Annotated in this window: 18 protein-coding genes and 1 tRNA gene; 9 read left to right on the top strand and 10 right to left on the bottom strand. The window is 41.5% G+C overall.

Annotated features, from left to right (window positions below):
• The first annotated feature begins 362 nt into the window (after positions 1-362).
• The 4 genes from AK825_RS05680 (at position 363) to AK825_RS05665 (ending at position 5,114) form a co-directional block, all read left to right on the top strand.
• A complete protein-coding gene (locus AK825_RS05680) occupies positions 363-2,681 on the top strand; it encodes an NADP-dependent malic enzyme (protein WP_068035286.1) in 2,319 nt (772 codons plus the stop codon).
• A gap of 179 nt (positions 2,682-2,860) precedes the next feature.
• Positions 2,861-4,105 (top strand): tRNA nucleotidyltransferase, encoded by a 1,245-nt coding sequence (locus tag AK825_RS05675; RefSeq protein ID WP_068035284.1) that lies wholly within the window; start codon positions 2,861-2,863, stop codon positions 4,103-4,105.
• 38 nt (positions 4,106-4,143) lie between these two features.
• The gene (locus AK825_RS05670; RefSeq protein ID WP_082787184.1) at positions 4,144-4,944 is read left to right on the top strand and encodes a pteridine reductase; all 801 of its coding nucleotides are present in this window, start codon (positions 4,144-4,146) and stop codon (positions 4,942-4,944) included.
• 93 nt (positions 4,945-5,037) lie between these two features.
• Positions 5,038-5,114 (top strand) — tRNA-Ile (locus AK825_RS05665).
• A 157-nt stretch (positions 5,115-5,271) separates the two neighbouring features.
• On the opposite strand, the gene AK825_RS05660 is transcribed toward AK825_RS05665, so the two are convergent.
• Positions 5,272-6,954, bottom strand: coding sequence for an NAD-dependent malic enzyme (locus AK825_RS05660; RefSeq protein WP_068035282.1), 1,683 nt, complete (start codon positions 6,952-6,954; stop codon positions 5,272-5,274).
• A gap of 1,138 nt (positions 6,955-8,092) precedes the next feature.
• On the opposite strand from AK825_RS05660, the gene AK825_RS14680 reads away from it, so the two are divergent.
• Positions 8,093-8,239, top strand: coding sequence for a DUF4331 family protein (locus AK825_RS14680; RefSeq protein ID WP_149038752.1), 147 nt, complete (start codon positions 8,093-8,095; stop codon positions 8,237-8,239).
• A gap of 4 nt (positions 8,240-8,243) precedes the next feature.
• Here AK825_RS14680 and AK825_RS05655 read toward each other — a convergent pair whose 3' ends face one another.
• Positions 8,244-8,996, bottom strand: a complete 753-nt coding sequence (locus AK825_RS05655; protein WP_068034672.1) for an IS5 family transposase — start codon at positions 8,994-8,996, stop codon at positions 8,244-8,246.
• Positions 8,997-9,031: 35 nt separating this feature from the next.
• Between AK825_RS05655 and AK825_RS05650 the strand changes: the two genes are divergently transcribed.
• The 4 genes from AK825_RS05650 to AK825_RS05635 all read left to right on the top strand — a co-directional run bounded on the left by AK825_RS05650 (position 9,032) and on the right by AK825_RS05635 (position 13,168).
• The gene (locus AK825_RS05650) at positions 9,032-10,447 is read left to right on the top strand and encodes a DUF4331 domain-containing protein (RefSeq protein WP_227514144.1); all 1,416 of its coding nucleotides are present in this window, start codon (positions 9,032-9,034) and stop codon (positions 10,445-10,447) included.
• 27 nt (positions 10,448-10,474) lie between these two features.
• Positions 10,475-10,750, top strand: a complete 276-nt coding sequence (locus tag AK825_RS05645; protein WP_068035280.1) for a hypothetical protein — start codon at positions 10,475-10,477, stop codon at positions 10,748-10,750.
• Positions 10,751-10,826: 76 nt separating this feature from the next.
• Positions 10,827-12,026: a tetratricopeptide repeat protein gene (locus AK825_RS05640; protein ID WP_068035277.1), complete on the top strand. Its 1,200-nt coding sequence runs from the start codon at positions 10,827-10,829 to the stop codon at positions 12,024-12,026.
• Entirely contained in the window at positions 12,023-13,168 is a 1,146-nt protein-coding gene (locus AK825_RS05635) for a HupE/UreJ family protein (protein ID WP_068035275.1), read from the top strand. Before AK825_RS05640 ends, AK825_RS05635 begins: the two co-directional genes overlap by 4 nt.
• A 138-nt stretch (positions 13,169-13,306) precedes the next feature.
• Here the strand turns inward: AK825_RS05635 and AK825_RS05630 are convergent, their stop codons facing one another.
• The 8 genes from AK825_RS05630 to AK825_RS05590 all read right to left on the bottom strand — a co-directional run bounded on the left by AK825_RS05630 (position 13,307) and on the right by AK825_RS05590 (position 21,263).
• Complete coding sequence (locus AK825_RS05630; protein WP_068035273.1) at positions 13,307-14,218, bottom strand: TonB family protein; 912 nt, start codon at positions 14,216-14,218, stop codon at positions 13,307-13,309.
• Positions 14,219-14,883: 665 nt separating this feature from the next.
• A protein-coding gene (locus AK825_RS05625; RefSeq protein ID WP_149038736.1) for an IS3 family transposase occupies positions 14,884-16,049 on the bottom strand; the annotation gives its coding sequence in 2 pieces (ribosomal slippage) (positions 14,884-15,791 and positions 15,791-16,049; 1,167 coding nt in all).
• 62 nt (positions 16,050-16,111) lie between these two features.
• A complete protein-coding gene (locus AK825_RS05615; RefSeq protein WP_082787182.1) occupies positions 16,112-16,873 on the bottom strand; it encodes an alpha/beta hydrolase in 762 nt (253 codons plus the stop codon).
• Between the two features lie 6 nt (positions 16,874-16,879).
• Complete coding sequence (locus AK825_RS05610) at positions 16,880-17,647, bottom strand: class II aldolase/adducin family protein (RefSeq protein ID WP_082787181.1); 768 nt, start codon at positions 17,645-17,647, stop codon at positions 16,880-16,882.
• A gap of 291 nt (positions 17,648-17,938) precedes the next feature.
• A complete protein-coding gene (locus AK825_RS05605; protein WP_068035270.1) occupies positions 17,939-18,367 on the bottom strand; it encodes a biotin/lipoyl-containing protein in 429 nt (142 codons plus the stop codon).
• Between the two features lie 10 nt (positions 18,368-18,377).
• Complete coding sequence (locus AK825_RS05600) at positions 18,378-19,565, bottom strand: NRAMP family divalent metal transporter (RefSeq protein WP_068035268.1); 1,188 nt, start codon at positions 19,563-19,565, stop codon at positions 18,378-18,380.
• 53 nt (positions 19,566-19,618) lie between these two features.
• Positions 19,619-20,353 (bottom strand): 5-oxoprolinase subunit PxpA, encoded by a 735-nt coding sequence (pxpA, locus tag AK825_RS05595; RefSeq protein WP_068035266.1) that lies wholly within the window; start codon positions 20,351-20,353, stop codon positions 19,619-19,621.
• The gene (locus AK825_RS05590) at positions 20,343-21,263 is read right to left on the bottom strand and encodes a biotin-dependent carboxyltransferase family protein (protein WP_068035264.1); all 921 of its coding nucleotides are present in this window, start codon (positions 21,261-21,263) and stop codon (positions 20,343-20,345) included. Before AK825_RS05590 ends, pxpA begins: the two co-directional genes overlap by 11 nt.
• Between the last annotated feature and the right edge of the window lie 39 nt (positions 21,264-21,302).

Raw genomic sequence — 21,302 nt, 5'->3', positions numbered from 1 at the left:
AATCAAAGGAAGTTTTGCAGAGAATATGAACATATTGTCTAGAAATTTTCAAAGATTGACGAAAATATAGCCATTTTTAGCCCATTAAAAGTTCGTTCGTTCAGATTGAGGGCACGCCCTAGGCAGCTAATTGTCAATAATGCTAGAATAGCTATGTTTACTAGCTTTCTATTTTACGATGCCATCTAATCACAGATTAACGCTCTTTCGACTGTGCATCGCCTTTTAATAATTTGTTAGTAGTTCCTCAATCTAGTAATTGCTGGAGCTCATATTCAACGATTTTTTTAGGGTCAAGCGTTAACTTATTTTGTTTATCACACTTTGTTTTATTTCAATTTATTCCAACAATGGCCATTATTATGAATGACGATACCAATTTGAATATGGATAATCCCAATACAGATCAAGAGCAGTTCGAACAAGCTGCTTTGCATTATCATGAATTTCCAAGACCTGGTAAAATTTCGGTAACTCCTATCAAGCAGCTCGCTAATCAGCGCGACCTAGCTTTGGCCTATTCGCCAGGTGTTGCAGTTCCTTGCCTTGAAATTCAAAAAGACCCAACAGCAGCCGCTAGATATACTGCACGTAGCAATTTGGTTGGTGTTATTACCAACGGTACTGCTGTACTGGGTTTAGGTAATATCGGTCCATTGGCTTCAAAACCAGTGATGGAAGGTAAAGGGGTATTATTCAAAAAATTCGCTGGTATTGATGTTTTCGATCTTGAGATTGATCAAAATGATCCTGACAAATTTATCGAAGCAGTTGCCTCTCTTGAGCCAACGTTTGGTGGTATCAACTTAGAAGACATTAAGGCGCCTGAGTGTTTCAAAATCGAGCGCGAATTGCGCAAGCGTATGAACATTCCGGTCTTCCATGATGATCAACACGGTACTTCAATTATTGTTGCGGCTGCCATGCTTAACGCATTAATTCTGACTGGCAAAAAGATTGAAGAGATCAAAATTGTCTGTTCAGGCGCTGGTGCTGCAGCAATCTCTTGCTTAGACATTATCTGTGCACTTGGTGTGGATCAGAACAATATATTTGTCTCTGACTCACGCGGAATTATTACCACTAGTCGCGAAAACCTTGACGAGTCAAAACAACGTTATGCTCGTGACACTGACGCCAGTAGCATTGATGATGTGATGGACAATGTGGACATGTTCATAGGCTTGTCAATGCCTGGTATCTTGAGCACCGATATGGTTCGCCGTATGGCCAAAGACCCTATCATCTTTGCCCTAGCCAACCCAACGCCTGAAATTATGCCAGAATTGGCGCATTCAGTACGTCCAGATGTCATCATGGCAACCGGACGCTCAGATTATCCAAACCAAGTTAACAACGCGTTATGCTTCCCTTATATCTTCCGCGGTGCATTAGATGTAGGTGCAACGACTGTTAACGAAGAGATGAAAATCGCTTGCGTACGTGCAATTGCAGCGATGGCACATGTCGAAGCGACACCAACTAAAAACGTCAGAGACATCGAAAGCATGAGAAGCTTCGGTCGTGAATACCTCATTCCAGGACCGCTAGAGCCAAACTTAATCATTGAGATTGCCTCTGCAGTAGCCAAAGCTGCTATGGACTCAGGTGTTGCGACTCTACCGATTGATGATCTTGATGCTTACCGTCAGCGCTTATCTGAGTTTGTTTATAACTCAGCGTTTGTAATGAAGCCTATCTTCTCTCGCGCCAAATCAGATCCAAAACGTATTGTTTACTGTGAAGGTGAAGACAATAATGTCCTTCTTGCCGTACAGGTCGTCGTCGATGAGAAGCTGGCAAAACCTATCTTGGTCGGACGTCCTTCAGTGATCGAAGCCAATATCAAAAGGCTTGGCTTACGTCTACAAGATGGCGTAAACATGACTATTATCAACCAAGATGATGATCCGCGCTATAAAGACTACTGGCAGGGCTATTACGAGAAAAACAAACGCCGCGGTGTTAGTATCGAGCTTGCACGTCGCGATGTCCGTCGCAAAACCACTTTAATTGGCTCATTGTTAGTTGAAAATGGTGATGCTGAAGGTATGATTTGTGGTACGTTTAGCCACTATCAACTGCATTTAGAGTATGTTCAAAACGTTATCGGTAAAAAAGAAGGCGTTAAAGACTTTTATGCGATGAATGCTGTCTTAATGCAAGACCGCAATATCTTTATTGCTGATACTTATATCCATGAAGATCCTACTGCCGATCAATTAGCTGAAATGACAGTGTTGGCTGCTGATCAATTACGCCGTTTCGGTATTACACCTCGTGTTGCTTTAGTTTCACATTCAAACTTCGGTACCTCTAATCGTGCCAGTGCTGTTAAAATGCGCAAAGTTTATGAGCTACTGAGTGAGATGAATGTAGACTTTGACTTTGATGGTGAAATGCAAGGTGATGCCGCTCTTAACGAGCATATCCGCTTAGAAGATATGCCATCAAGCCCTCTAAAAGGCGCTGCCAACTTGCTCATCTTGCCAACGCTTGATGCAGCAAATATTGCCTTTAACTTGCTCAAAACAGCAACAAGCAGTGCTTCTATTGGTCCTATCTTGTTAGGTGCTAACAAGCCTGTACATATCCTGACTCCATCAGTGACTGCTCGCCGTGTGGTAAATATGACAGCCCTTGCTGTAACCGAAGCTCAAGACTTAGAAAACGGTCGATAACTGTAATAATATCGCTAAAGCCGGCTTACTACTATTAATCATCATTAGTAGCAGTCTGCTATACTAAAACCAGTCAATGCCGTTGTAATAAATGGTATTGACTGGTTTTTTTTGATCCAATAAAAACATTGTCAAAATTCATGTTATTAAAATTTATCTAGCAAATAAAAGAGGCTCCAATGCAAGTCTATCTCGTCGGTGGTGCAGTTCGTGATCAGCTGTTAGGTCGTCCTATTATAGATAAAGACTTTGTGGTGGTTGGTACAACTGTCAACGAGATGCTAACAGCGGGCTTTCAGCAAGTAGGTGCAGACTTTCCGGTATTTCTGCATCCAACTACTCAGGAAGAGTATGCATTAGCACGTACTGAGCGCAAACTTGGTCATGGCTATCAAGGTTTTAGTGTGCATGCCAGCCCTGATGTCAGCTTAGAGGAAGACTTGCAGCGCCGCGACTTAACTATCAATGCGATGGCAATTGAAGTCACCAGTTTAACCGACGACACGCCTCTCACAGGTGCAGTGATCGATTATCACGGAGGACTCGATGATATCCAAAGCAAGACCTTACGTCATATATCGGAGGCTTTTAGCGAAGATCCACTACGGGTGCTGCGAGTCGCGCGCTTTTATGGACGTTATTACAGCTTAGGTTTTCAGGTTGCTGAGGAAACCATCACACTCATGCGCCAATTGGTCGATTCAGGTGAGCTTGCGCATTTAAGTGCTGAACGCATTTGGCAAGAATCAAGCCGTGCAACGATGCAGAGCTCTCCTCAGGTTTATTGGGAGCAGCTGTATGCAATCGGTGCTTTAGCTGAGTACTTTGCGCCATTACATCATGCTTGGAGCAATGTACATATACGAGAAACAGTGCAGACGGCGCTGTACTTTGCTGGTCAAATGCAATTGAACTTATCCCAGCGTTGGGCGCTATTGATGGCTAGCCTTAATCTATCGTTATTCGATTCCAAACCTGACCCTAAAACTCCATCATCTCATCTAAATATTAGTGTTACGGATGATGAGAAAAAAGCTGCTCTAACAGCCATTACTTCTATAGGTAACAGCGCCAAAGTACCTAAAGCACCCACTCAGTTTGCAACCCTATTCATTCAACAAGCCAGCAAACTGAACACCATAGATGGCTTGACTGCAGCTGAGAAAATCGACCTTATCCAAGCCTGTAGCGCCCACAAAGAACCTAATAAGCTCTCACAGCTATTGGTAACCAGTCACGTATTGCAGTTAGCCTGTCAGCACCGCCAAATGATGCTCGCATTAAACAGCTTTCATGCCATCGGTATGGAAGCCATTGCTCCAGATATTAAAGGCGCTGCAATTGGCAGAGCATTAAATGAGGCACGTGTTGCGCATTTGGTTACTATAGAGCAATCTAATAATCATAGCTCACAACCGTTTTGATTAAACGAAATACGATTAGATGATGGAAACTTTATTTTATGACAGTTGAATCTACAGTAAGATCTGATGATGGTGGCCCTGTAATGCTCGTTACTGGTAGCGCCAAGCGTATTGGCGCAGCTATTATTCGAGCAGCGCATCATCAAGGCTATCGTGTCGTTATTCATTGTCATCGTAGTAAACAAGAAGCAAAGACCCTAGCAGCTCAGCTTAATGAAATCCGTAATAATAGCGCTACGGTTATCGTTGCAGATTTAGCAGTTGTCAACGATGGCAGTTTATTAACTCAGTTCGTCCAATCCGTTATAGATAATTTTGGACAGCTTGATGTGCTAGTACATAACGCATCAAGGTTTTATCCTACTCCGTTCAGTGATATTAACAATAACCAATGGGATGAGCTGTTTTTGACCAATGCCAAAGCGCCATTATTACTTAGCCAAGCTTTTTTACCTTACTTACAAAAGCAGCATGGATGCATCATTAGCTTACTTGATATTCACGCTCATAATAAGCCGTTTAAGCACTACACTGTCTATAATATGGCAAAGGCAGCACACCGGATGATGGTACAGTCTCTTGCGCTAGATATGGCGCCTTATGTTCGCGTTAATGGCGTTGCACCTGGGGTAAACGTATTGCCTGATGCCGATAGCGACCAAGCACTTGATGACACACAGCAGCACAGTATCATCGACTCTATTCCTATGCAGCGGATTGGTACGCCAGATGATATTGCCCAAAGCGTGTTGTATTTGGCAAAGGCCAGCTATGTCACAGGAGAGATTATTAACGTAGATGGTGGTCGTAGTTTGACCCTAGCTGGTGGTAATATTTAGTAAGCAAGTGACGATAGCTAAATAATATCGTTTAGTTGTTATCTTTTACTTGAAAAATTAAAAAAATCAGGTATCATTGTGCGTCTAACGTTAGGGCCCATAGCTCAGTTGGTTAGAGCAGAGGACTCATAATCCTTTGGTCGTAGGTTCAAGTCCTACTGGGCCCACCAAATTCAAACCCTTACAGTCATTGGCTTGTAAGGGTTTTTTATTATCTAAAGATTAATACTAATATAAGTACTAAAAAACCGAATGCTATTTTCAATAACATTCGGCTTTTTTATAGGTACTTCTTTTATGTGCTTTCTAGCAGTTACTTTTTAACCGCTAGAAAGAGGTACGACGATAGTTACGGTATTTAGGTAACCAAAAATTAGCTTTTAATCGACGCTCTAGGTTTTCTGCCGTGACAGGTAATGCTAACTTATCTTCAATCGCTTGTCGTGCGACTGCATAGGCTATTTTTTCACTTATCTCTCTAATTACTTTAATTGGAGGTAATACTGCACCTGGTGCTTTTTCATATTCCATCGATATATCTGCAAGTGCTTGGCTTGCAGCCATTAACATATTATCGCTGATGCCCGTCGCACGCGATGCCAAAACACCTAGGCCAATACCGGGGAAAATATAGCTGTTATTACACTGTGAGACCTCGAAAGTCTGACCTTCAAAAGTTGTATGAGGAAAAGGACTACCGGTTGCAACAATTGCCTTACCTTTGCTCCAATTAGTGACTTCTTGCGGTGTTGCTTCAACACGAGACGTTGGGTTTGAAAGCGGTAATACAATTGGATGTTCAGTATTAGCACATAACGTTTCGATCACCTCTTGGGTAAACAAACCTTTTTGTCCACTTACGCCGAATAATACCGTTATTTTTGCTTGTTTAACCACTTGCGCTAAACCGAGTTTCTTACTTTTATCCCAACTTTCAATATCTGATTCTTTTTGTACCAACGGTTCTTGGAATTTTTGTAGCTCTGTCATGCTATCAGTGAGCAGGCCATAACGGTCAACCATAAATACTTGGCTGCGGGCTTGTTCTTCCGTTAATCCTTCACGCTGCATTTGGCGAATAATGTGTTCGGCGATACCGCAACCTGCCGATCCTGCACCTAAGAATGCTATTTTTTGTTGACTAAGTTTCTGACCTTTATTCAAGCACGCTGCAATCAATGTACCGACTGAAACAGCAGCGGTCCCTTGAATATCATCATTGAAGCAACATAGCTGATCACGATATTTATTCAATAATGGTGTCGCATTTTCCTGAGCAAAATCTTCAAATTGTAATAATACCTCTGGCCAACGACGTTTAACCGCTTGAATAAATAAGTCTACAAATTCATTATATTCATCACCAGAGATGCGTGGATTTCTCCAACCCATGTACATAGGGTCGTCAAGTAACTGTTGATTATTAGTACCTACGTCTAACAAAATTGGTAGACAATATGCCGGGCTAATACCACCACAGGCCGTATATAACGACAGTTTGCCAATTGGAATGCCCATTCCTCCAATGCCTTGATCTCCTAAGCCCAAGATACGTTCACCATCAGTGACAACAATCACTTTTACTTTTTGTTTGGTGGCATTTTGCAGCATGTCATCGATTTTATGGCGCTCAGGATAAGAGATAAACAAACCACGTTTACGGCGATAAATTTGTGAGAATTTTTCGCAAGCTTGCCCAACCGTTGGTGTATATATGAGCGGCATAACTTCCTCAATATGCTGCTCAATCAAATGATGAAATAAGGTTTCATTGGTATCTTGTATATTACGCAAGTAAATATGCTTATCCATATCACTAGTAAATGAGCGAAGTTGATGATAAGCACGTAATGATTGTTCTTCAATCGTCTCAATGTTGTGAGGTAATAAACCTGTTAAATTAAAGCTGTCACGTTCTTCTGATGAAAAAGCGCTACCCTTATTTAGTAAAGGGGTTTCTAACAGTGCAGGACCTGCAAAGGGAATATACAACGGACGTTGGTTTGGCATAATAAACTCTTCTTATTAAAGGCGTATGGTGGTACAAAGTTAATGAAATGGCTGCTTTATTGTGTTTGCTTAATTAAATAAGTAATTTTTAATCACTTAGAGATTGAGCCATGCTGAAAAAATCGTAAAGATGAACCTGGTAAACTGACCACTCGACGAGTAGTTTACCATGACTAAGAAAATCCAGAGATATAGTATAGAACCACATTATACTGAAGTTATGGCAGCTCTTGAAGGAATCAAGTAACTTAAACCGCAATTAAAAATAGCTGAAGAGGAACGAGAGATATTAAATGAGGAGGGATAAAGCGAGGCATTGCTTTGCCCCAACGCAAAATGCGGGCTATGCTCGCAGTGGTACTAAGGTCCAAAAGGTTCTAAGCTATAAAGTGCCAAGACAAATGTGGTTTGACTCTTATCGTCAGGCTGCTTAATCAAAATCTCCTAAGTTAATATTTACGGATTTGACAGCATAGCTCATCAATTTACATGTGATATTTTTGAAAGATCAATCCTTCAGTAATTTCTACTTATCAACTTGTTAAGATCTAATAAAAGAACAATACCTATTATTCCATACTGTTATTAATCTACTAGACGGTTAATGATAGTACTTGTGTACATCCTTACCTCTTTCAATCAAAACTGAGAACAAATTGATGATAAATTAGCGCTTATCATCGGTTTAATTTTTCATGTTATATAAAAATAATTGAATAAAATTCACTTTAAACAACAATATAGAAGATACTAAACGTTTCATTAATAACGAATTATTTATATTGGACTTATTATTAAAATTAAAGTATTGATTAAACTCTACTATCTGTAAAAATCTACCATCCCCTAATTTTTATAGGATCAGAAAATTTTTTATTATTAACTTCTGAGAAATCTATAGATCGTAAAGAGCATATATTTTTGGATTATGATGAACAAATTACAATGTAACGAGTGTTTTTTCGGCTGTTATTCTTAATTATCTTGTACACACCCTCCTAACTAAAATCTTGCTTATACGTATAGTTTAGTTTAATTTGTCGTAAGAATAGTTTAGTTTAAGTTACTTATAAATTATACGTAATACTAAGTTATTTTAGCAGCCAGTACCCCTCAAGTTTCTCTACAAGGATTTCGTATGAAACATACTACTAAGGCTCTAATAGCAGCGATGGCATTGTGCATTAGCGCAAGCGCTGTGGCATCTAGCCACCGTGAAGCCCCTTCTATCACTAAAACTCCTAAAGTCGATGCCACTGACTTTTATATGTTTAGGGCGTGTTGAACATTCATAATTTTAGCCAGATATAAGCACAAGCAAGAGCGACCGTATTCTCATAACTCTGTCTTAGCTTATCAAATCTGGTGGCAACCGCTCTATACTGTTTTAGCTTAGCGAAAGCATTTTCTACTAAATGTCGTGCTTTGTACAACTCCCAATCCATATGGTCGTTAGAGGACTTGGTGTTTCGTTTCCGAGGGATATTATTACAAGTTGCTGTTTGTTCAATATACTCTCGTAGTGTGTCAGAGTCATAGCCTTTATCTGCACATACAACGTCTGTCTTGCTCAAATCAACCTTATCTACTAAGTCAGATGCGACTTTAACATCGTGGGTTGTGCCATCTGACAGAATAAAGGTAATCGGATTGCCATGAGCATCGACCGCTAGATGAATTTTAGTGGCACGTCCTGCGACACTCTTACTAATGGCTTGAGCAGCTTCATGACGACCACTACTGTGCTGATGTGCCTTGATATGAGTACCATCTATAAATACCCACTCAAGGTCAGGCTCTCTGATAACTAAAGCAAATAGTCCAATGAGCTTATTACTGCGAAACCAGCGTTGATAAGCCTTGTAGACAGTATTGGGCTTTCCAAAGTAAGCCGGTAAATCGCGCCAAGGACAGCCGGTTCGCATACGATAAAGGATGCCCTCAATGGTCAGTCTCAGATTTCCTTTGTCATAGATATTAAGTTCTAGTAATATAGGTCTTAGTCTTGTCCAGTGTTCATTTTTGAGCATAGTACGAGGCATAGCGAACGAGATCTTTTTTGTGTGAGAACTTAAAGATTACCCGTTCGCTATTTTTTTTGCCAGAAATTTATACTCAATGTTCAACACGCCCTAATAGTTATGAGAATAATCGTGCAGATTATGTCACGATTATTGCTAACTACTTACCACTTCAAGACGCTTACGGCGGACCCAATTACTTCGCCCTAGACGCCGATGCACTGTATGAGATTCATATCGACAACAATGGCGATGCGGTCGAAGATCTCACATTCCAGTTTGACTTTAACCAAAAGTTAAATAGCATTGAAATTGACTCAGACGGTAACCCATCAACGCCAAACGTTGCGATTCCTTTGTCTAATGCTGGTGATGCTTCAAACCCCGCTAATGTACAAACTAGCGAGAGTTACGAAGTGACGATGGTTAAAGGCGATCGCCGCAGCGGCTCGCGTACTTCGCTGGGGAATTTTAACAAGCCATTTGACTATATCGGTACTAAATCTTTTGCAGACTACCCAACGTATGCAAAAGGCTTTATCAAAACTTTGAACATGGGTAGCTGTGGGCAAGGTAAAGTGTTCGTCGGTCAACGTGCTGAAAGCTTTGCTATCGATTTAGGTAAGGTGTTTGATCTGATTAACCTAAACCCATTGGGTGCACGTAATGCCGGTACGAATGTGTTGGCAGGTAAAAACATTACCTCAATTGCGTTGGAAGTTCCTAAAGCGTGCTTAGTCAACTCAGCTGGTAACGATCCAGTAATTGGAGCTTGGACGACCGCTAGTGTCCGTCAGGCGACTTTAGTAAATCCTTCTCCTGAATCTGGTATTAGTACCACAGCAAAAAAAGGCGGTGCATGGACTCAGGTTTCAAGACTCGGTATGCCACTGGTCAACGAAGTTGTAATCGGTCTTAAGGACAAAGACAAATTTAATGCCTCAGAACCAAAAGATGATGTGGCTAAGTTTGCGCCTTATGTCTTTTATCCTACGCTTCCTGCATTGATTCAGACTTTGTACCCACAAGCACCAGCGCCAACTAATTTTCCACGTCAAGATTTAGTCACTGCCTTTTTGACAGGTGTTCCGACTATCAATAAACCTGCCAAAGTTGTACCAGCGGATATGTTGCGTTTGAATACCAGCACACCTGCAGTAGCAGCTGCTAATCAAAACGACTTAGGTGTCATTAGTATCATTCCTGGTCAAAACGATGGTCGACCTAGTGCCAATAGCAAAGATGTTGCAGGATTTCCGAATGGCAGAAGACCTGGAGATGATGTGACCGATATCGCCTTAAGAGTATCTATGGGTGCATTATGTCACGCAGGCTTACCAGCAGATGTTACCTGTGTCCCTGCTGATGCCAAGGCCGGAAAAGCTCTATTTACTGATGGTGCACTTAAACCCGCTACCGAGTTTGACTCAGTCTTTCCTTATCTAACCACCCCTAATCCAGGTAGCCGATAAGTTGAATCTAACTCAAGGAGAAATACGATGCGCTATGTACTTTTAGCAGTATTAGTCACCGGATCGGCCGCTCTTTCTGGTTGCTTTAACGATAATAACAACTCTAACTCACAGGATCGGACTGATAGCAAAGTAGCGATAGATCAAGCTAAGGCAAAATTGGCGGTTAGCAGGACATCTACCGTAATTGACGTCAGTAGAGATGTAAACACCGATGAGCCGCAAGACATCGATCGGATTATACTTCCCGAAGCCAACTTGGCAGAACCTGTCGCTGTGACGGGCGCCAACGCCTCACTGTAGTCTGATATGAGGTAAATCGAGCACCTGATCAGGCTACTGTTCAGGTGTTTCTTTATGTTTTGAACGGACAGAATTTATGCAATGGATTAAGCAACTTATCGGATTACTATGTTTATTAATCATAAGCAGCCAATTACTTTATGCCACCCCTTTTATTCCTAAAGATGACCAACAGATTCTTGAAACCTTACCTTCAGATTCACCGCCTGCACGCTATCTCAGCTCAGACGATTTTTCGTCTAGCAAAAATACAAATGATCCTGAACAGACTAGCCAGCTATTAGAACGTGCTTACTTGCAAGGCGACCCACGCGCACTAGGCCAAGCAAGAGCGCAACTTGATCAAACAACAGATCAAAGCATAGAGACACTCATGCTACGAGCGCGGGCTTTACAATCAGATCATAAGTTCTCTGAAGCAAAAGAATTGTTAAAACAGATACTAAGTAAAGATACTGCTAATCCAGATGCCCTTTTGACTCTCTCCTCTCTGTTAGTTGTTCAAGGTCAGTTTGAGGAAGCCATGGGTTACTGCAAAAAGCTTAATGATTCATCACTCAGTGTCTACCGTGCAGCATGCGAGGCTCAAATACAGAGCATGACTGGTCAGATCACACAGGCAAAACAAACTCTAAATAATCTAGCTGCTATTGCCCCTCAACTTGATGCATCTACAGCACGCTGGATATATCTCATTCAAGCGGACGCGGCATTAAGAAGCCAAGATACTGCTCTTGCTGATGAAGTTTTTAGCGTTATAGATGCTCAAACTGTACCTGCACTCATGGCTCGCGCTGACTGGTTATTGAGTAACGGAGAGTATCAAGAAGTAATTCAACTGCTTAAAACTCATACTGATAAAGATGCGTTGTTGTTGCGACTCATCACGGCTCAAATCAAACTGCGTGACCCTAAATCTAAACAAAACTTAGCGCTCATGGAAGAACGTATTGAGGTATGGCAAATACGCAAAGAAAATGCACATATGCGTGAACAAGCTACTTACGCCATGCTTGCTAATCAAATCGACTCGGCACTACAGTTGGTTCGAAACAACTGGCAACAGCAACGCGAAACAGCTGATATTGAGATTTATACAAAAACAGCTATCCGAGCTGGCAGCCAAAAAGACATTGAAGTTATACGCCAATTCATCAAAGACACTCAGTTTGAATATCCAGCACTTGAGCGCGATCTACGTTTGGGTAAAATTAGTGACTGTTTGAACTGCCCAACCTCAGGCATGCAAACTTCAAGCAAGGATAAGCCTTTATGAGCGCACTTAGCAGACGCATTTGGAGTCATAGTTATCGTTACTTGACGCTGCTTTTACTAGCGATGACTAGCACGGCACTACAGGCGCACGAATCTAGCACAGCTTACTTGAACCTTCAGACGAGCGATTCCACAGACACAGCAAATATTAATTATAATGCTAAATATGAGTTGTCACTACGCGACCTTGCTTTGCTAATAGATATAGATTCAAACCAAGATCATAAAGTAAGTTGGCTAGAGGTAAAATCGCAAACGCCACTCATAAAGCAGCTAATCGAATCCCAAGTAAAGTTAGAAGCTGGTACTCAAACCTGTGATATAACAAGCTTTGCACCATTGGCGATTAATACACGCGGTGGGTTTAACTACCTATACACAAACTTTGAGATAAACTGTGCGACCCCAATCGATAATCTTAACTATCAGATCTTAGCAGGTATCGATGCCAATCATCGCTTGATCCTAACGGGGGCTAGTGATGAAACACCTCTTCAAGTGCTGGCTGTAGGAGAAACCCCTTTAGGTTCGGGGACTGAATCTGGCTGGCTATTCACGGCAACGAATTTTTTGAAAAGTGGCATACATCACTTGTTGATTGGTTGGGATCATCTATTATTCTTATTTGTACTGCTGATCCCTGCAGTATACTTACGTAAGCAAAAAGCCTTGATTGCCGTCACTAAACCGCAAGCGGCATTACTTGAAGTCTTTTGGATTGCAACTTCATTCACGTTAGCGCATTCAATTACCTTGAGTTTAGCAGCGCTTCAAATTGTCAGTATACCTGCCCGCTTCATCGAATCCTTAATTGCTCTATCCATAGCATTCGCAGCATTAAACAATTTAGTGCCCCTGCTACGCGTACGCGCCGTCTATCTGGCATTCGTTTTTGGACTGATTCACGGTTTTGGTTTTGCTAATGTACTCGTAGATTTGCCACTAGCTACAAGCGAGCGCGTACTAGCATTATTGAGTTTCAATATAGGGATAGAGCTAGGCCAACTTGTATTTATCGCCTTAGTATTCCCGATAGCGCTGTTACTACGTCATACACGTTTTTATAAAACAGTCATATTTTATGCAGGTTCGCTAGCTAGTATTTTAATTGCATTATGGTGGTTTTTTCAGCGGGCATTTTAATCGGGTTCTAAAACTTATAGGCGCTACTAGTTATTGGCGCTACCAACTTATCAGTGTAGCGCTCAAGTGTTAGAGCTTAATTATCTCAACTAAAAAGAGCCATTTATAAAAATGTCTAAAGCAGAATATTCTTTATTGCTAAGGCATCTCATAACTTAATTGCATAGGTACAGTAGCATTTACTGGCACACCGTTTTTTTGAAATGGATTGAACTGTCCTTCTCTTATTTGGATCATTGCTACCGCATCGATGATTACATTACCGGATGACTGGAGCAGTTGCACCTCAGTAATGTGACCATTTTTATCGACATATAGCTCCAATAATACATTAAAGATATCACCCGATCGGGCAGTAGTATTGCGCCATACTAGCAGCGGAAGGCTTGTATTAGGTTGGTATTCGTCAAGCCAATTGGCTTGCTCTTCCAAAAACGGTACTACTTCACTACTCTCATCAATCTTATCCTCTAGAGCTGGTTGTTCAGGTTTTTTTTCGTTCGCTTGGTCTGCTGCTAACACTTTGGCGACGGCATCATTAACAGCTTGCAGCTGTAATTTATCTTGTTCGATACGTTTCCTATTAGACTGACTTTGAACGGATTGCTGCTGCATAGCTTGTTCGCGATTGAACTGTTTTGTCACGGCCAGAATCATCGCGGATAGATCTGACTCTGCCTCATCTGTGGCATTCGATATTTTTCTTGATTCTGTTATTACTAGTTTTTGCTCTGATGAAGAATCCTTGGTCTCTTGATTTAACTGAGGTTCTTCTATAGCTATTACAGAGTCTTCTACTGGATTTGATAGTTCTGCTTTTGGTTCAGATTCTAATATTGGTGCTAGCTTGGCAGATTTGGTAAGTTTGATGTTTTCAGTTTGCTCAGTTACTTCTTGTACTGGTGGCAATGATTTTTGAGGTTGAGAAACGGACTTGAGTTTTGGTCTTACGTCAGGTTTTTCGTTGGATAGTGCTGATAATGTTATTAACTCTAATTGAATTGTCTTAGGCTCGGGAGCATTTATCATAGGACGTTCAGGACTATCCATAGATACCATAGCCCATACAGTAACACCATGTAATACTATAACAAGAATAGCAATCCAAACATTGATAAGGCGAGTAAATGGATTCGATATCATAATAATTTATAAGATAACCCATTAAAAGTAACTATGTTTATAGTTTGATTAGAGTGATAAATCGAGTAATAGCTACAAAATATAAGTAATGCCTTGTCGCCCTGATTGACACTAAAAACAGTGGTGGGGTCTATAGCCCATACCTTACTGAGCAATGAATAATGAATAATGATACAAGTCAAATTGTATATTGCGCCAAATCAACATGCATAACAAGCCTAATCTGAGCCAATCTATTGAAGACTATTATTGTTTTTATTGCTTAAATTCTAGAAAATATACTATAAAAAATATCCAATATTATCTTTATAATTTGACGCCATTATACCTCTCTTCAAAACCTAGTCTTACATACCATCTCATTATATTCTGCACCCTTTTTTTATATAACTCTTTAGCTAATATGCTCTCTAAATTGTAGATACGCAGCAGTAATAGCATCAGCATCCTCAATCTGTGGATAGTGGCCTAGATCTGGCATTTCAGTCACATCGGCATTGGGAATTAATTCGCGATAACGATCGATTGACCCCTGCTGTCAATCCCGTAGAACTAAACTTGGGAGATTTTAGTTACGCAGCCTGACGATAAAAGTCAAACCACACCTGTCTTGGCGATTTATAGCCCAAACCCTTTTGAATCCTAGTCTGATTGTAATACAGCTCGATATATTTGATGATGTCAGTAATGGCTGTGAATCGTGTTTTATAGTCCTTATGATATATTAGCTCATTCTTTAATATGCCCCAGAAGCTTTCTATTGGCGCATTGTCATAACAATTGCCACGACCACTCATAGAGCCTATAAAGTGATGCTGCTTAATGATTTTGTGGTAGGCATGGCTACAGTACTGACTGCCTCTGTCTGAATGCACAATTAATCCTTTATTAGGTCGTTTGTTTTTGATTGCCATATTGAGTGCACGGCAAACCAAGTCAGCAGTCATGCGTTTGTTGATAGCATAGCCGACAAGCTCTTTGGTATATAAATCTTTAACGCCTGCCAAATACAACCAGCCCTCAGCAGTCCAGATATAAGTAATATCGCTTACCCATGCATCATTAGGACGGTTTGCATCAAACTTCTGATCCAGCACGTTTGGATAAACCAGCTTGTTATGATCGGAGTCAGTGGTGACTTTAAAGCGCTTGTGACGACGGCATTTAATGCCGTATTCTTCTTTGATGCTTCTAACCATATATTGGCTGATATCGTACCCTTGCGCTCTTAGGTGGGCATGCAGTCGATCTACGCCATAGCACTGCTTGGTCTGAGTATGAGCGACTTTAACCAGTAGTTCACACTGATTGCGATGTATCTGTTGGTCGCTGAGATCACGACCCAGCCAGTCGTAATAGCTTGATAACTTAACACTTAGCACGCGGCACATAGTGGTGATGCGAAAGAGGTGCTGGTTATCTTTGATGAAGGCGTACCTGACTAGCTGTGCCTTGCAAAGTACGCCGTCGCCTTTTTTAGAATTTCGCGCTCCTCTTCGGCTACTTTAAGCTGCCGCTTGAGCTGCTTTATTTCTTGAAGAGCACTCATAAGATCGGGATCATATTGTTCTGTGCCGATAAGCTTGCCTTGATTGGCTTTGTTCTGCCAGTTAGATAACGTTTGCATCGCTATGCCAAGTTGCTTGGCTGTGGCTGAAACATTACCGTTATTGTCTGCTATCTTTTTAACAGCTTCTGCTTTAAATTCGTCACTGTAGGTTCTTACTTTCTTGGTCATGGTAAACTCCTGTCAATACGCTTAGTTTACCAAGTTTAGTTGTACGGTTTCTTCAGCATAGCTCAGATCATATGCTGACCTGAGATAGGATCTTTAGCGCCGTCGATTAATTTTATCGGAACATCACTATTGATAACAGCTCCTACCCAGCGTTCACGATGCTGCTTGCGCTGAGGAATATAATCTATCAATTTCTGCATCACTGCTAGACCATTATTATGGTTTAGTAGCGGCCATAGCGTATCAACCACCTCTTGAGTTGGCGGGGTTTCTGGCCCAAATATTCGTTGTAAATTGTCCGCGAACTTCTGCTTATTGATAAGTTTGGCTACTAAAGGTCCTAGTGGTGATAGTAGTAACTTTTGGATTAATACCGGTTTATGAGTTTCAGGAAATAAGCCACCATTTAGAAAACAGACACTAGCAATACGCGGCTCGTGACTACCACTACCGTCATTGCTGTTGACCTGTCTTGCCAGCAGCTCTTGAGCGACTGTATCACCATAATCATGAGCCAAAATATGATAGTCGCTGACCTTTAGCTTATTTAAATAACTCTGAAAAATATCTGCTTGCTCAGTAATAAGATAGCATGCATTTTTGGGCTTAGCCGATAAACCAAAGCCCAACATATCGAGGGTGATAACATAATAACACTCAGTTAGAGCCTCCCACATACCTTCCCAATCCCAGCTCGCACTAGGATAGCCGTGAATCAATAATAATACCGGCGCACTTTTATCCCCACCCTGTCGAGTAAAGATTTGCTGACCATTGATAGATTCAAGCTGTCCCTGCTGCTGCCATTCATTCAGAGTGATCATCAATCATTACTCCTCAAATGATGGATCGGTACGGCGTAGTTTCCTTAATAACGCGGGCCAAGCGATATCACCATTAGCCTCTTTAGTGACTGCTTTTGATGCCGCTTGAATACCAGCTAGTATTTGCGGTGGTATATGTGTCAACTCGCTGCCGCCGCTTTGGGCTTTGATTTGTACTTCGCACGCTCTTTGCATGATGTACATGAATAAAAACGCATCGGCAACGGTGCTCGCACAAGTTAGCAGGCCATGATTACGCAAAATCATAAAGTTGGCATCGCCAAGGTCATCGACTAGTCGCACTTTTTCTGCAGGGTTTAGTGCTATCCCTTCATAATCATGATAGGCCAAGTTAGATAACGGAAATAATGATTGCTGAGAAATAGGCAGTAAGCCCTGCACTTGAGTAGAAACGGCGACCCCATCACTGGTATGTAGATGAATGACACAGTGAGCATCGGCGCGAGCATCATGTACCGCACTATGAATGGTGAATCCTGCTGGATTGATATCGTAGGCTGATGATAATATCTTTTCGCCAGCTTGATTCACTTTGACAAGGTTTGAGGCAGTAATCTCTTCAAATAATAAACCATAAGGGTTGATTAAAAACTCATCCTCGGTATCTGGCACTCGCGCTGAGATGTGTGTGAAGACCAAATCATCCCAACTATATAAGGCAATCAGTCGATAGCAAGCGGCAAGGTTGACTCGCATATCCCATTCTTGTTGGGTTACCACTCCTTTTACATCTGATATCGTTTCGTTTTCCATGATGTCATACATCCCTGTTTTAGATACTATTGATAAATCCGTCATCCACCTTATAAAACTAACAGGGTAAAAACTATGACACTTATGTATATCAACTATACATAATACTACCTGCCTCCGTGATGGATCCTTACTGTCAAATCCACACATTTAAACTTAAGAGATTTTAATCCCCTAGCTCAAAATGTACTACATAACTTAGAATATTTCCTATCAAGCAGCCCAACAAAAAGAGTTAAGCCACATATAAAAAATAGCCTTAATAAAGACTATTTTCTCACTTTAATTTTTTTACACTTCCAAAGCTAAAATAGGCTGCCCGTATTCGACACTTTGTCCATCCTCAACTAATATATCGCTCACAACCCCTTCTTTGTCACTGACCACAGGTAGCAGTCGAGTCAACTCTTCAATAAAGCAAATCGTTTGACCTTTTTCGATGTGGTCACCTTTGCTAACTAAACGATCTGTTGCGCCATCTTTACTTAAATAAACCTGACCAACATGAGTCGCGCGCACCTGCGATAGAGCACTGTCGATGTCTACACTATTTCTATCTGCGCCATTTTGAATAGTCTTTGATTTTACAGGGCTGGCAATCTCATGCTGGTTTACGTTATTCACTACTGTAACTGACTGCCCGTTATTTTCAATCGTTACTTTATATAATTGGCTGCTTTCAACGAGTTTAACCACCCGTGCCACTTGTTCTATATCCATAATAAACTCCTTAACTGATGCCGAGATATTGAGCGATAGTCATCACACTTAGGATACTCATCGCAATGGCAATTATCCAACCAAAGACAGCGATCCAAATAGGGTGCTTGTAATTGCCAACGATATTTTTTCTATAAGCGGCAATAAGTATAATCACCATAGCAATAGGTAATACTAAGCCATTTAACGTTCCGACTAATACGAGTACCTGAGCTGGCTTGCCGATAGTGGCAAAGACGAATGTCGAGATGACAATAAAACCAATAATAAAATAGCGCTTGTGTCTCTCAATGAAGGGATGAAAATTCGTCATAAAGGATACCGACGTATAAGCGGCACCAATCACTGAAGTGACAGAGGCCGCCCAAATCACCATACCAAAAACAACTTTACCAGTATTGCCTAGGATATACTGAAAAGGCGACATTGCTGGATTTGATGGGTCTAACGCAATACCTTTGGAGACCACGCCCAAGACGGCAAGGAATAAAAAGACGCGAATAACAGAGGCAATCAAAATACCAGAGACCGAGCTTTTGGTCACAGAGTCTAGGTTTTCTTCCCCGCTTACGCCTGCTTCTAACAATCGATGAGCACCGGAGAAAGTAATATAACCACCAACCGTACCGCCCACTAAAGTCACAATAGCTACCGCATCAATCTTATCTGGCATAATGGTTTTGGTAACTGCTTCGGCTAATGGTGGATCAGACTTAAACATTACATAGATAATTAACACAATTAAAATAAAACCCATTAGCTGAGTGAACTTATCCATGATAGGCCCGGTTTCGCGGCCTAGAAATATAGCAACAGCGATTACCCCACTGATCAGTGCGCCAGTAATGGGCGAGATATTGAACATCGACTGCATACCAAGACCAGCGCCGCCAATATTACCGATATTAAATGCTAAGCCTCCAGCAATGATCAAAAAAGCGAGCAAATAACCAACACCAGGAAACACTAAATTAGCAATTTCCTGCGCGCGCTTTTTGGATACTGCTACTACTCGCCAAACGTTAAGCTGGACGCCAATATCCATGACAATAGAGATTAAAATAACAAAACCGAAACTTGCCATCAAGCTTTCGGTAAAAGTGGCGGTTTGTGTCAAAAACCCTGGCCCTACTGCTGAGGTTGCCATCAAAAAAGCGGCACCTAAAATAGCTGTATTGTGTTTTTTTAAGGTACTCATAAACATCCTTGTTTTATACAGAGTAGGTCGTTCAAACTATTATTAATCTAATATTAAGCTGATATCTCAATACCTTTCAGTTCTAACTGTTTTTTTATTTCACGAGCAAAAAGAATGGCATGTTCGCCGTCGCCATGTAAGCAGACGCTTTGGGCATCTACCGGCACCTTTTCACCGCATACGCTGGTAACAGAGCCTTCAGTAATCATTTGCATGACATGATTGGTCGCTTCATCCGTGTCCGTTATTAGGGCATTGTCTTTGCTACGCGAGACCAGAGAACCATCTTTCTCATAGTTTCTATCAGCGAATACTTCAGATATCGCCTCTAGACCATGATTTTTTGCTGACTTGACCAGATAGCCACCTGACAAACCCATCACTTTTAAATTGGAATCAAAATTCTTAATTTCACTGACCAGAATATCTGCTAATGATTCATTGGCAGCGGCTTGGTTGTATAGAGCGCCATGCGGTTTCACATACTCTAAAGGCACACCAACCAAGTCACAAAGCGCTTTGGTCGCTCCCAACTGATACCGCATTAAGGCACGATAGCCCTCTTCGTCCAAAACTTGATCGGTACGACCAAAGTTCTCTCTATCGTCTAGACTAGGATGAGCCCCTACCCTGACGTTATTTTTCTTTGCCAACTGTAATGTCTTTAGCATCTCGGCATAAGAACCGGCGTGTAAACCACAGCACACGTTAGCCGAGCTTATTATGGTCAATAGTTTATCGTCTTGTCCGCAGCCTTCAGCAACGTCGGCATTTAAATCAACTTTCATGGGCGTACTCCTTAATTTGCTCGATATAGTGTTGTCTTTTTTGCTGTTCATGTAATGCTTGCTCTACCTCTACGACGACAAATTGACAAGTTTTACCAAACCGAATTTGCGCCATTAACCCTATATCAGCGTTAATCACCGTCGCAATCTTAGGATAGCCACCCGTCGTTTGCGCATCAGCCATCAGAACAATCGGCTGTCCTTGTGGCGGTACTTGAATCATGCCGATATCGACACCGTGCGAGCTCATTTGCGTAGCTTCATTAAACTCAAGTGCGGTACCATCCAAGCGATAACCCATACGGTTGCTACTGCTTTGTAGTTGCCATTGCTGTGATTCAAACGCTGCTTTTGAGGCAGAGGTAAAATACTCGTACTCACTGTTTTTTATCACTCTAATCATATTGGTTGGCTCAAGGCGAGCCACCCCTATAACGGGTAAGCTTGAGGCTATTCTAACTTTTAGAATGTCATCTGCTTTAAGATATCTACCTTTAAAACCGCCAAAACTGGCTTTTAGATTGGTGCTGGACGATTGCAGTACCGGTTCGATATCAAAACCGCCATGTACACACAGATAGCTATACATACCTTGTAATGGACGCAGTAGTTTGAGCGTTTGCCCCGCCTGTGCATTAATACGCCAATAGCAAGGAATGCGTTTATCATCTATATATGCCTCGTACAGCGCACCCGTTAAGCAAAAACTGACGTCTTCTTCAAACTGTATCGTGAGACTACCGACAGCTATTTCAATAGCAGGCTCGTTAAGATCATTCTTTAGCAACGCATTTCCCGCTTGCAAAGCCCAGCTATCCATTACCCCGCTTCTATCCACGCCCATGCTTCGGTAGCCGAATCGTCCCGAGTCTTGGATGCTAGCAAGCGCACTAGTGGTTAAAATCTTCATTGATAGCCCTTATTTATTGGTATTAGCAGATACCTGATT

Origin of the sequence: Psychrobacter sp. P11G5 (assembly GCF_001593305.1) — a bacterium.
Classification (GTDB): domain Bacteria; phylum Pseudomonadota; class Gammaproteobacteria; order Pseudomonadales; family Moraxellaceae; genus Psychrobacter.
This window is presented reverse-complemented; position numbering and strand designations above follow the sequence as displayed.